8 protein-coding genes are annotated in these 12278 nt (G+C 53.7%); 5 read left to right on the top strand and 3 right to left on the bottom strand.

Annotated elements, in window-relative coordinates:
* The first annotated feature begins 16 nt into the window (after positions 1 to 16).
* Positions 17 to 1555 (top strand): hypothetical protein, encoded by a 1539-nt coding sequence (locus HQN87_RS07060; protein WP_173129810.1) that lies wholly within the window; start codon positions 17 to 19, stop codon positions 1553 to 1555.
* A gap of 254 nt (positions 1556 to 1809) precedes the next feature.
* Here HQN87_RS07060 and HQN87_RS07055 read toward each other — a convergent pair whose 3' ends face one another.
* The 3 genes from HQN87_RS07055 to HQN87_RS07045 all read right to left on the bottom strand — a co-directional run bounded on the left by HQN87_RS07055 (position 1810) and on the right by HQN87_RS07045 (position 7179).
* Positions 1810 to 3498, bottom strand: a complete 1689-nt coding sequence (locus HQN87_RS07055; RefSeq protein WP_173129807.1) for a response regulator — start codon at positions 3496 to 3498, stop codon at positions 1810 to 1812.
* Complete coding sequence (locus tag HQN87_RS07050; protein WP_173129804.1) at positions 3488 to 5242, bottom strand: cache domain-containing sensor histidine kinase; 1755 nt, start codon at positions 5240 to 5242, stop codon at positions 3488 to 3490. The genes HQN87_RS07055 and HQN87_RS07050 overlap by 11 nt, the downstream gene beginning before the upstream one ends.
* 197 nt (positions 5243 to 5439) lie before the next feature.
* The gene (locus HQN87_RS07045) at positions 5440 to 7179 is read right to left on the bottom strand and encodes an ABC-F family ATP-binding cassette domain-containing protein (RefSeq protein ID WP_173129801.1); all 1740 of its coding nucleotides are present in this window, start codon (positions 7177 to 7179) and stop codon (positions 5440 to 5442) included.
* 182 nt (positions 7180 to 7361) lie between these two features.
* Between HQN87_RS07045 and HQN87_RS07040 the strand changes: the two genes are divergently transcribed.
* The 4 genes from HQN87_RS07040 (at position 7362) to HQN87_RS07025 (ending at position 12247) form a co-directional block, all read left to right on the top strand.
* Positions 7362 to 10025 carry a glycoside hydrolase family 78 protein gene (locus HQN87_RS07040; RefSeq protein WP_173129798.1) on the top strand — a complete coding sequence of 888 codons (2664 nt, stop codon included), beginning with the start codon at positions 7362 to 7364 and terminating at the stop codon, positions 10023 to 10025.
* Between the two features lie 149 nt (positions 10026 to 10174).
* Positions 10175 to 10576, top strand: coding sequence for an RrF2 family transcriptional regulator (locus HQN87_RS07035; protein WP_173129795.1), 402 nt, complete (start codon positions 10175 to 10177; stop codon positions 10574 to 10576).
* 158 nt (positions 10577 to 10734) lie between these two features.
* Complete coding sequence (locus tag HQN87_RS07030; RefSeq protein ID WP_173129792.1) at positions 10735 to 11637, top strand: class I SAM-dependent methyltransferase; 903 nt, start codon at positions 10735 to 10737, stop codon at positions 11635 to 11637.
* 181 nt (positions 11638 to 11818) lie between these two features.
* Complete coding sequence (locus HQN87_RS07025) at positions 11819 to 12247, top strand: GreA/GreB family elongation factor (protein ID WP_173129789.1); 429 nt, start codon at positions 11819 to 11821, stop codon at positions 12245 to 12247.
* Positions 12248 to 12278: the final 31 nt, after the last annotated feature.

Genomic DNA, 12278 nt, shown 5'->3' with positions numbered 1-12278 from the left:
AAAGGAGCGATTATTCATGACTATTCTTTCTGCACTGCCGCTTGTCCGTATTGCTGAAATCCGGGTGGAGAGTGCACCGGAGCTTGCCGTAACCTTCACTTCCCTGGCCAGCCTCGTGCCTGCTGGCACGCGCCATCTGGTAGTTGAGGTGAACGCCGCGCAGACCTACACCGAGCGCAGATTCTGCGAGGTCATTCTGAATGGCGATACGGCCAGCCACTATAACCGCAGGGAATTCACGGCGGCCGGCTCGGCAGTAACAACAGTAAGCACTACGAATATTAATGCTGCACAGGGTGTGGACGTTCCTCCGGCAGCTGCCGGTTACGGAGGCGGCTATCTGCTGTTTCCGTTTGCCTTCCGCACCGACAACCTGAAGTTATGGCAGACGATGGGCTCTTCCCTGGAGACAAGATTGCAGCGTCATTCGGGGGCCTGGGAGAGCACGGCGGCTATCAGTTCCATTACCCTGCGGCCCTGGCAGAATGTTCCCGGCGGCGTCAACCAGTGGGCTGCCGGTTCTATTGTGACCCTGTATGCGGTAGATGAGGCACGGCTGGCTGCGGACCGTCTGCCTGACGAACGGTCGAAGAAATTCACCTTTGGCACCCTGCCTTCAGATGCCAATCATCTGCTCCTGCTGATGCATCTAAGATCCAGTCAGAACCTGGTCACCCGTCAGGGCGACCGGGTCTATCAGCAGCTTAATAATGATACGGCCTCCGCCAATTATCCCATTCAGCGTTTGGGCGGTGAGGGGATAGCGGACAATAAAATCATTGATGAATTTTTCACGGAGAAGCGGGTGGGCTGGTCAACCGCCGCTGCAGCCCCTGCGGATTCCTTCGGCAATCTGGTCGTCATGTACCCGGAGTACCGGAGTACCGTCTTCCATAAGCCGTGGATGAGCCAGCATGCCGAATTTGAAGAGGTCTTCTATCCGGTCAGCCAGGAGAACGGCCGCAGAAGGAACACGGACGCGCTGAATCACCTCCATTACTTCCCAGGCATAGGCGGGGAATATTATCTGCCCGGGTCGATCATCAGCGCCTATAAATCTGAAGTACCGGCTGCCCGGCATGTTGTATCTGCCTCCGGCGAAGCCTCCGTTACGCTCCAGGTTCCGGCAGGAGCTGTAGGGCTGCGGGCGGTGGCCGTTGCCAGAACCAATGGCGCCGGGAAAGAGGACCGGCTGCTGATGGAGCTGAACGGTGATGCTTCCGCTGCCAGCTATGCTGTCCGCCGGGCGTCAGCCAGTGAGCATACTCATGAGACGGCGCTGCAAAGCGATAATGAAATCGGGGTTATCCCCGGCGGTGAAGCGGAAGCCGGGCAGTACGGCTGCGGAGCGCTTGCCGTTGTCCGGCATGCCGACACTGACCGGCATAAGCATATTCTGTCCCTGATCGGCGCTTCCGGCGGACGGCTGGCCTTGTACGGCGGCCGGTGGAAGAACAACGCCGCCGTGACCTCCGTTACGTTTAAGCCGAAGGATGGAACGCTGTTTGCCGCAGGCTCTGTTTTTGAGCTCTTGGTTGCAGGAGACGCCTTGTAGAATTATAACCGGGTAACGAAGAGCAGTCCTAAAGTAAATATTCTACTGACCATTCAGCTATCAAATTTCTCAAAAGCTTCAAACGTTAAGAAACCAGCGATTCCCGTTATTGGGATCGCTGGTTTTTTGTCTTTTGGGTTGGGTAAGCTGGGCTTCAAGATTTGCACGACTGAAGGGATTTGGGGGCGAAAGTAGGATCGCTGCCGTCCGGCCAGCCACATGAAAGGAGGGCGATTTCTTTCGTGTTTGAAAAACTACTTTTTGCCCTTCCAGGCACCCTCCTCTTCCCGGTATTGACTGGGGGTCTTGCCGGTGAGCCGCCTGAAGATTCTGGCGAAATATTTATAATCGGGAATGCCGACCTGTTCGGCAATCTCACCCACCTGCTTATCGGTTTCCCTAAGATATTGCTTGGACCGTTCAATCCGGTAACGGGTGACATAGTCGGAGAAATTGATCCCGGTCTGGGACTTGAACAGGTGGCTGAAGTAATTGGGGCTAATGGCTGTGTACCCGCTGACATCCGCCACACTGATGGGCTCCTGGTAATGATGCGCTACATAACTCAGCGCCTTGCGGATTTCGGAGCGCTGCACCGGCTGGTCGAAGGAGAGGCGGCTCTCACTCGCTCTCCACAGGAACAGACTTAACAGAAATTCCTCTGTATCATGGATGGTTTCGATACCGTCAGTACCGGTGAGATAGCGGCTGCGGGAATGGGAGTCGGAAGTCGTCCAGCGCAGGGTGAGCTCCTTCATCCAGCGGAGCAGCACCTGCGGCTCCGGCTTCAACCGGACGATGGGCCGGATGTATTCCTCATGCACCAGCCGCTGAAGGTGGGAGGGATCGTCCAGTCCGTCAAGCCGTTCGGCAGGGTCGGGAAGCTCCGGGTTATCCGGAATATCAGGGGAAGAAGGGCTCACCGGGGCAGGGGCATTCTCTTTCCCGGCTCCGTACGCTGCGTCATGCTCATGATAGCCGCCATGACCGTGATAGAACAACACGGCATTCAATTGCTCCAATTCTTCAAATGCACTGCCGAATGCTGCCGGCCATGCCTCCGGTGAAGCATCCATCGGATGTACGGCACTTACCCGGACCGATACGGTAAAGGGCAGGTATTTGCGGGCGTGATGGAGGATGCTCTCATAGAACAGCTTATGCTGTTCTGCATGCCACTCCGGTTCCTGAAGCAGTATCCAGAGACCAATGCTCTGCGGGTCCCAGTCGAATACATTGCAGGAGACATTCTGCCCTGCAAGCTCCTCAATCATTCTCATCATTACATATTTGAACAGTGTGAGGTCCTTCGGGTGAAAGGTCTGGGACAGACGGCTGTAACCGTCAATACTGACCATTCCCAGGGCGAAGGCCGGTGCCGGTTTTTGCCAGTGCAAATAATCGCATGTCCCGCTAAGCCGGGTCAGAGAATGGACCGTTCCGCTGCGGATATCCAGTATAAGCTGCTTGCGGAGCAGCGGCTGGCTGTCCTGGAGCTGCCTGCGCTCCTCAATGGACAACAGCATCTTTTCACGGTCAGCCTCAATATCGCTGCGGGCCTGGTCCAGGATTTCGAGCAGCTCCTGATAGCCTGAGGTTACCTTCAGCAGATATCCCAGCGCCCCTAACATCACGGCCTTGCGGGCGAACTCAAACTCCTGGAAGCTGGACAGAATAATGACCTTGATCCTTGGCATCTGCTGCTTCAACTGCCCCGTTAGCTCCAGGCCGTTCATCCTTGGCATGACCACATCTGTTATGACGATATCCGGGCTGAGCTGTCTGCATAGCTCCAGCGCTTCTTCGCCGTCCTCCGCTTCACCTACGATCTCGAACCCGTGCTCCTCCAGCGGATAAGCATAACGGAACCGTTCCCGGATCAGCGCCTCGTCATCCACCACGATACAGCGGATTTTGTCCAGTACAACCGGATTACTGCTCATCTGTCTGTTCTCCTCTCACCGCCGGGAAGGTAATGTTGATTATCGTACCAGCGCCTTCTGCGCTCTCAATCTTCAGGCCATAAGCTTCACCGAAATGCAACTGCAGCCGTTCGTGTACATTCCGCAGGCCCATCGAAGAATAATGGGGGATGTCTCCGGCAGCAGCAGGTGGGGGCGTTAGCGGGTCCAGCAGTCCGGCAAGACGCTCCGGGGCAATTCCGGTGCCGTTGTCCTCCACAGAGAGCTGCACCAGTCTGGAGTTGAATAGCCTGCCGCGCACTGTAATATGGCCCTCTCCGCGCCGTTTGTCCCGGATTCCATGGAATATGGCATTCTCCAGAATCGGCTGAAGGGTCAGCTTCATGATTTTGCAGTCCAGCAGCGCTTCGTCAACGTCAATGCTGACTTCGAATTTGTGCTGATACCTGATCTGCTGCAGGTAGAGATAATGTCTTAACCCTTCCAGCTCCTTCTCCAGACTGGTCAATGCTTCCCCTTTGCCCATTGAATATTCCAGCAGATTCACCAGCGCATGCAGAACCTTGGCGATTTCATCCGTCCGCTTCAGATCGACCAGGGCATTAATAGAATTGAGGGTATTATAGAGAAAATGCGGATTGATCTGAGCCTGCAAGGCACGGAACTCATATTGCTTCTTCAGCTTCTCCGTCCGCAGCTTGTCATCAATCAGCTCACCGATATGGTCCAGCATAATATTGAAGGAATCTGCCAGGGTACGGAATTCATCCTTCCTCTTCAATTGGACGCGCAGCCCGAGGTTGCCCTTCTGGATCCGCCGCATCTGGAGGATAAGGCCGGAGATGGGGCCGTCAATGTAACGGGCGAGCAGGAAAGAGAGAATCAGTGACAGCAGGATGAAGAAGAGAACCAGGTAGATGGCATAATAGCGGAGCCGGGTGACAGGTGCGAGAATATCCTGCTTATCGACAAAGCTGACCAGCCGCCAGCCCTGTGAATTGGGACCGCCAAATAGCGCCACGAACTCTTCGTGATCATTATAGAGGGGGAGGACACCGTCCGCGTTATGCAGAAGAAAGCTTTGAATCTGGGGAAACAGACCGCTGTATTCATCCTGCCTGACCTTGACCGAGCTGAGGATCGGCTGCAGGTCCCGGTTGAACAGCAAAGTGGACGTTGTCGGGGACGGGTTCATACCGGTGATCAGCTCGTTGATGGCCAGGAGGTCAATGTCGGCTGCCAGTATTCCTTGAACATCCATGCCTCTGTAAACGGTTACGGCAATGGTGAGCACAAGGCCTTTGTTCTCGGATTGGTAGGGGCCGTAGGTCTGCAAGGAGGTCCAGGAGGACCTTGCTCCGGCAAAAAGCTGATTCATAAGGGCATCAGGCAGCACGGTGGTCTGTGCAGTTTCATAAATGGAATAATCGGGGGCAATGAAATACATGCCTCTTGAAAAAGGATACACCGAGTACTGGTACATCCGGAGCACGCCCTTTACAGCTTCGCTGGACTGGTCGGTCTCGGCCAGCTTTCCGGCGAGTTGTCCCAGCGGGGCTCTGATGTCTGACATAATCCGTTCCAGCTGCTCGAACTGCCGGTCGGCATAGGATTTCATCTGGCTCATCTGTTTCTCGGTCAGAAGGTCTGTAATATACCTGTAGGCAATCAGGCTGATGGACAGCGCAACCGTCAGCATGCAGGCAAGAATGATTACGAACATTTTGAAACGGATTTTATGCAGATATAGAAGAAGCTTCTTCATGTCTGATTGCCCCCTGCTGTGATCCAAGCGATATGTCCAGTTTAACGATTTTTTTTCGCTGCTGTCAATGCATAGGGCGAACAAGGGAAGCACACAGCAAAACAGAGCCGCCAAAGGCTGACTCTGCAAACTTGGGCGGGCCGGTGCACTGTCTTGCCCGAACCTCCGCTATGATATTATAAGTCTTCCAGACCCGTCTACAGCAGCTTAATCAGCGCCTCCAGCTCATCCATCAAACTTTGGGCAAGCTCGAAATCAGTAGCTTTTAGAGCCAATTCGATTTTGGTTTCCAATGCTTTTTTCTGCTGTTCCAGCTCCAGATAGTCCTTATCAAAATGCCGGGCATAGATCATCTTTTTGAACTTTTTGATCGTCATTCTTCTAACAGTCTTATCATCAATGATCAGCACATAATCCATCCCGTTGACCACTGAATAAAAATCATGGGAGATCATGAGAATCGCACCTTTGTAGTCCTGGATGGCCTGGTCCAGTGCGATTTGGGTGTAGGTGTCTAAATGGCTGGTCGGCTCATCAAGGAGCAACAGGTCTGCATTACTGACAGCAACCTTAGCCAATTGAAGCAGATTTTTCTCGCCGCCGGATAAAGATTCTATGCGCTGGTTGAGGATTTCCCTTTCAAAGCCATAGCCTGCAAGATGCGCCCGGATCTCATCATAAGTGGACATCCCGGCATCAATGAATTCTTCAAGCAGGGTATTGGAATCCTTCAGCACTTCGCCTTGAAGCTGAGAGAGGTAAGCGACTTTCGCATCCGCATGGAGCGTAATAGAATCCGGATGGTTGTTGGCAATATCCCGCAGCAACGTCGTTTTGCCGGTACCGTTGGGACCGATCAGGGCGACCTTATCCGTAGACTTCATCTCAAAGCTCACCTTGTCGAGCAGCAGCTCATCATAGGCGGCTCTATACTGATCGACCTTCAACACCGTGAGGTCCTGAACATCATGATCTATTCCAAAATGGATCTCCGGCTGCTTAATATCTACGAAGGGTGCTTTAATCCGGCGCGCTTCCAGCCGTTCCTGAAATTTCACTCTGGCCTTCAGTGCTCTCCCCCGGGAGGCTTCTGAATTATAAGTGGCGATAGCTCTAAGGTTGTCGATGATATTCTCGTTTCGCTCAATTTCTTCCTTTTCAGCGAGAGTGAGCTCCTGCAGCTCGATTTTGGTCTGAAGCAGGGAGAAGTTATATTCGATATACCGCCCGTCGTACTCCTGAATCTCCATGTTCTCCAGATGAATAATTTTGTTGAAGCAATGATTCAGCAGATACCGGTTATGCGTGACCACCAGCAGGATGCCTTTGTGGGAATTAATCAGCTGCTTGAGCGCATTCAGGTTATCGAAGTCGAGGAATACATCAGGCTCATCCATGATCATCAGGTCGGGACGGTTAAGCATTTCCTTCATGACTTGAACCAGCTTGAATTCCCCGCCGCTCAGATCGGATACCTTCAGATCTCTTCGCTTCATGAGATTAGCCAGATTCAGCTGCTTATGAATGTTGCTCTCGAAATCATTCCCGCCCATGGCATCAAAGGCGTCCAGCGCCAATTGATACTTGTCCAGCAGCGGCTCTATGTCGGATGACGTTTCCATTTCAGAGCAGATCGACTCGATTTCGTTCTGGAGCTTAATGAAGGATGCCCCGATGTATTCAAAAACGGTTGTATCCGCAGAGGTGTCCGGCTGGGCGAACTGGCTTACATACCCGATGCTGCAGCCGGGCTCCATCTCTAGCCTGCCATCGAACAAGTACCGGTCAGGGTCCATCAGGATATCAATTAGTGTGCTTTTCCCGCTGCCGCTTGTTCCGATGAAAGCGCAGTGCTGCCCCTCTTCGAGCGTGAACGAGATGTTTGTATATAGCTCCTTTTGCGGAAAGGAGAAGGACAGTTGTTCAACTTTTATCATAGAATTACCTTTCTGTGGAGCTGAAGTAGTGATGAGTTTACCGTTGATAGCCTAACACTATTTGCTGCTAACATCAATCCTTCTTCAGGATTACGTGTCTTGCAGCGAATCTTGGGTTCTATAATAGCTGAAAAGCGTTGTATATTTATAGGGTCAATCCTAGAAAAGACGGGGTGAGGTCCATGATAGCTGTCCAAAAACTGCGTGTGGAATACAGGGAGAATCCGCTGGGGCTGGATATCCGTTATCCAAGAATCAGCTGGCAGATGAGAGCGGATGAGCGTGATGTGAGGCAGCAGGCCTATCAGATTCAGATTGCAGGTGAACAGGATTTCGGCAGCAGCTTATTATGGGATTCAGGCCGGGTGGAGTCCGGGGAGTCTCTGCATCTGGAGCTGAAGGAGCTGGAGCTGCAGTCCAGGCAGCGGTATTATTACCGGATTACCCTATGGGACCAGCAGAACCGGCAAACCGGGTGGTCGGAGACGGCCTGGTGGGAGATGGGACTGCTCTCGCCGGAGGAGTGGGAGGCAGAATGGATTACGGCTCCGCTGGCTTGTCTGGACGTTCACGCAGATCAAGTACCGCTGCTGCGCGGGAATTTCCGGGTGGACCGGCAGGTGACCAAGGCCAGAATATATGTGACCAGTCTCGGCCTGTATGAGCTGGAGCTGAACGGCGCAAGAGTCGGTGATGCGGTTCTGACCCCCGGCTGGACCAGCTATAGAGAGCGCCTCCAGTTCCAGACGTATGATATGACCGGGCAGCTGGCGGTGGGGAATAATGTCCTTGGCGCCTGGCTCGGGAACGGATGGTACAAAGGTAACCTGGGCTGGAATCAGCAAAAGCATCTCTATGGCGACCGTACGGCGCTGCTCTTGCAGCTTCATCTCACCTATGAGGATGGCGGGGAGCAGATCATCGGAACGGGCCCGCAGTGGAAGGTATCGCCGGGTCCGATTCTGATGTCGGAGCTGTATCATGGGGAGACCTATGATGCCCGCCTGGAGCAGCGCGGCTTCAGCCAGCCGGAGTACGACGACAAGGGCTGGGTGCCGGCGGAGATCCTTCCGTATACCAAACAGATTCTGCTCGCACAGGAGAATGTTCCGGTAAGGGCGGTGCAGGAATTGACACCGGTAGCCCTCATTCATACTCCGGCGGGTGAGACCGTGCTTGATCTGGGCCAGAATATGGTCGGCTGGCTGCGGTTCACGGTAGAAGGGGAGCCGGGGCAGGAATATCAGCTGCGGCATTTCGAGGTGCTGGATCAGGAGGGCAATGTCTACACCGAGAATCTCCGTACGGCCAGGCAGACGGTAACCTATATTGCCGCAGGCGGGGGCCAAGAGAGCTATCAGCCGCGATTCACCTTCCAGGGCTTCCGCTATGTGCAGCTTATCGGCTTCCCCGCGCAGCCTGAGTTACAGAATTTCACGGGTGTGGTTCTGCATTCGGATATGGAGCCGACCGGGACCTTCACCTGCTCCGATCCACTACTGAATCAGCTGCAGCACAATATCCTCTGGGGTCAAAAAGGCAATTTCGTCGATGTGCCGACCGATTGCCCGCAGCGGGACGAACGGCTCGGCTGGACCGGGGACGCGCAGATGTTCATCCGCACTTCAGCATATCTGATGAATGTGGCGCCCTTTTTCAGCAAATGGCTCAAAGATCTGTCAGCGGATCAGCAGGAGGACGGCGGAGTCCCATACGTGATTCCCCATGTGCTGGGGGAGAAGGAGTATTCCTCTGCGGCCTGGGGCGATGCGGCGGTCATCTGTCCGTGGACGATCTACCAGTGTTATGGCGATAAGCGGATTCTGGAGCAGCAATACAGCAGTATGCAGGGCTGGGTGGAGTATATCCGCCGGCAGGGAACGGATGAGTTCCTGTGGAATACCGGCGTCCATTTCGGAGACTGGCTGGGTCTGGACGCCAAGCCGGACAGTCATGTGGGGGCTACAGACAGCAATTATATCGCCACAGCCTTCTATGCCTATTCGGTTCAGCTCATGGAGAAGACCGCGAAGGTGCTGGGCCGGACAGAAGACGCACAGCATTACTCGCTGCTTCACAGCGGGGTCAAGGCTGCGTTCAATCAGGCGTTCATCATCCCGGCGGGAGAGGGCGGTGCAGCTACCCAGACGGCCTGTGTGCTGGCATTAATGTTCGGACTGGTCGAAGGGACGGCGAAGGAACATACGGTTGCGAGGCTTATCGGGCTGCTGGAAGAGAGCGGGTATCACCTGACAACAGGTTTTGTCGGCACACCTTATCTGAATCTGGTGCTGGCTGACGCGGGCCATATGGAGGCTGCCTACAAGCTTCTGCTGCAGACCGACTATCCGTCCTGGCTGTATCAGATCACCCGCGGGGCAACCACGATCTGGGAGCATTGGGACGGGATTAAGGAGGACGGCAGCTTCTGGAGCAAGAATATGAATTCCTTCAATCATTATGCTTACGGGGCGATAGGGGATTTCCTGTACCGTTATGTGGCCGGTATCGAGCAGATGGAGGATTATCCGGGCTATAAGCAGTTCCTGATCCAGCCTCATCCGGGGGGAGGACTGACCTCGGCTGCCGCCGGACTGGAATCCATGTACGGGAAGATCCGTTCCGAATGGACGATAGCTTCCGGCCGGATAGAGCTGATCGCCGTAGTTCCGCCGAATACCTCGGCTACTGTGTATCTGCCGGACGCGGCGCTGCCCGGGGTGCTGGAGAGCGGGCAGCAGCTTCAGCAGGTCCGCGGCATTCATTCCGCAGAGCAGCTAGCGCAGGCGGTGAAGCTTACGCTAGGCTCGGGGGAGTACAGATTTGAATATACCTTTCAAAAGTGAGCGGAGTACAGAGTTCCTGAGAAATGACGGGACTCTGTTTTTTTTGTAAATATAAGGTCCCCACACTTGCAATTGTGCAGTATAAAATATATTATAGATAAATAAAGTCTGTGATTGAACCAAAGTCCATATGTAAGGTGGAACAAGACATGAAATACTCCAAGGCAACGAACTACGCGCTGCACACGATGCTGTTCCTGGTGGCACATACTCCCGATAAGCCGGTAGGGGTGCAGCAGCTTGCCGAGCGGCAGAACGTATCGCCTACGTATTTGTCCAAGATTCTGACCAAGCTGGTGAAGGCCGGGCTGATCGAGTCTGCATCCGGGGCGAATGGCGGATACCGTCTGCGGCGCAAGCAGGAAGAGATCTCTTTCCTGGACATTATCCATGCCATTGAAGGCACCGCTTCGCTGTTCGACTGCACTCTGGACCATCCCAGTGAGTGTCTGATTCAGCAGGAGATGGTTAAGGCTGAAGGGCAGATGGAAGATTATTTGAGGGGCAAGATGATGTCCGAGCTTGCCGAGAAAATGAGGTCCTGGCATTAAGCTCTGGCGTTAGGCTGTCTGCTGTTTTTTACAGCTATTCCCCGTTGAAACGGATACCGTCCCTAAAGGGCGGTATAGCCGTTTTTACTTGGCGGGTTTCATAGATATTCAAAGTCTGTTAAGTCTGTATAAAAACATCAGGAGAGGATGAAGTAGTGATGAACAACTATTTATTCGATGCTAAAGTCTGGGAGAAGGCCTGGCAGGAAGATCCCAAGGCAATGGCCAACAGGTTCAAGAAGATGGGCATGGACCCGCACAAGAGCTTCGATCATAAGGCAGAGGTTTTTAACGAGGAGGTATTCAGCAGCGCCGGGAGGGACAGAAGCGAACGGATTATCAGCTGGATGGAAGGGCAGGGCGTGGACTTCAAAGGCTTAAGCGTACTGGATGTGGGTGCGGCTTCGGGCGGCTTCACCGTCCCTTTTATCAAGCGGGGGGCCAAGGTTACAGCGGTAGAGCCTAACGTTCCATTATCCGAGCTGTTTCTGAAGAACACTGCCGGAGCGGCTCCCGGGCAGGTGGAGCTGGTGCGTGAAGCGTTTGAGCATATCGACATTGCCGCCCGGGGCTGGCTGAACGCCTTCGATCTGGTGTTTGTATCCATGTGTCCGGCCGTATTCGACTGGGAGAGCACGGAGAAGGTGATTAGCTGTGCCCGGCAATACTGTTATATCAGTACATCGGCGGGTGTTCAGGAGCATAGCCTGAAGAATGAAGTGCTGCAACTGCTGACCGGACAAGAAGCTCATATGGAGTCTTCGGACATGGCTTATCTGCTTCAGCTGTTATATTTGAAGGGCTACAGCTATGAATCTATTGTGACCCGGGAAACGAAAAGCAAGGAGCTGCCGCTGGAGGCGGCTGTTGATGAAGTCATGGAGCTGCTGCCGCTGCATCAGCTGGACGGGACAGAGTCTGTCCGCAAGGCAGTGACGGACTATTTGCATACAGCGTATCCGGGGCAACAAGTGGTTATCCGCCAAGGCGGACGGTTCGGCAAGGTGCTGATCAAGCTGCAGGACCTGAATATGTACAGCAGGGCAGCAGCGAAGTTGTGACATTATAAGGGACATTACAGGAGTATAAATACATGAGATTGTCTTTCCATAGAAAGATGCTATCATAGAGAATAGATCCCCACGCGGGATCTATTTTACTATTCGGGAGGACTGAGGGCTATGAGGTTGAACAAGCGTATTTTCGAGCATGACCTGATGAAGAAAGTGGGTGAAATCTACTATGAGCCATAGTCTCGGAACGGTTTCTTTGCGCGAAGAGCTAGTACAGCAGCTGGTCTATCTTGATGAGCATAAATTCTCTATTCTGGACAGAGGCAAGTGGGAATCACCGGCTGAGCGGGCCGAGGTTCAGGCCATAATCAAGAATTATCAGGAGACGGTGGAGCGGATTCTGTCCGGTGACGGCGAAGCGCTTGAACGTTCCATAGTTCTGGTCGGGTCCCGCGTGTCGCTGCGGATTGGTCAGGAGACGCTGACGGAGACGTACCGGATCGTAATCCCCGGTGAAGCCGAGCTGGATGAATTCTGTATCTCCATCTGGTCGCCCATGGGCAGAGGGCTGCTGCTGGCATGTCCGGGGGATACCGTAACGATTCAGACCCCGTTCGGCAGTGATGAAGTACTGATTCTTGATAATGTGTATGAATAATTGAAGCTGGCAATGGAGCAAAAAGCAAGAG

The sequence above is a fragment of the Paenibacillus tritici genome (genome assembly GCF_013204885.1).
Classification (GTDB): domain Bacteria; phylum Bacillota; class Bacilli; order Paenibacillales; family Paenibacillaceae; genus Paenibacillus_AQ; species Paenibacillus_AQ tritici.
This window is presented reverse-complemented; position numbering and strand designations above follow the sequence as displayed.

Excerpts from the sequence above, each read along its gene's own strand:
- HQN87_RS07050 (WP_173129804.1), bottom strand. The coding sequence starts at position 5,242 with ATGAAGAAGCTTCTTCTATATCTGCATAAAATCCGTTTCAAAATGTTC.
- HQN87_RS07055 (WP_173129807.1), bottom strand. The coding sequence starts at position 3,498 with ATGAGCAGTAATCCGGTTGTACTGGACAAAATCCGCTGTATCGTGGTG.
- HQN87_RS07045 (WP_173129801.1), bottom strand. The coding sequence starts at position 7,179 with ATGATAAAAGTTGAACAACTGTCCTTCTCCTTTCCGCAAAAGGAGCTA.
- HQN87_RS07040 (WP_173129798.1), top strand. The coding sequence starts at position 7,362 with ATGATAGCTGTCCAAAAACTGCGTGTGGAATACAGGGAGAATCCGCTG.
- HQN87_RS07035 (WP_173129795.1), top strand. The coding sequence starts at position 10,175 with ATGAAATACTCCAAGGCAACGAACTACGCGCTGCACACGATGCTGTTC.
- HQN87_RS07025 (WP_173129789.1), top strand. The coding sequence starts at position 11,819 with ATGAGCCATAGTCTCGGAACGGTTTCTTTGCGCGAAGAGCTAGTACAG.
- HQN87_RS07030 (WP_173129792.1), top strand. The coding sequence starts at position 10,735 with ATGAACAACTATTTATTCGATGCTAAAGTCTGGGAGAAGGCCTGGCAG.
- HQN87_RS07060 (WP_173129810.1), top strand. The coding sequence starts at position 17 with ATGACTATTCTTTCTGCACTGCCGCTTGTCCGTATTGCTGAAATCCGG.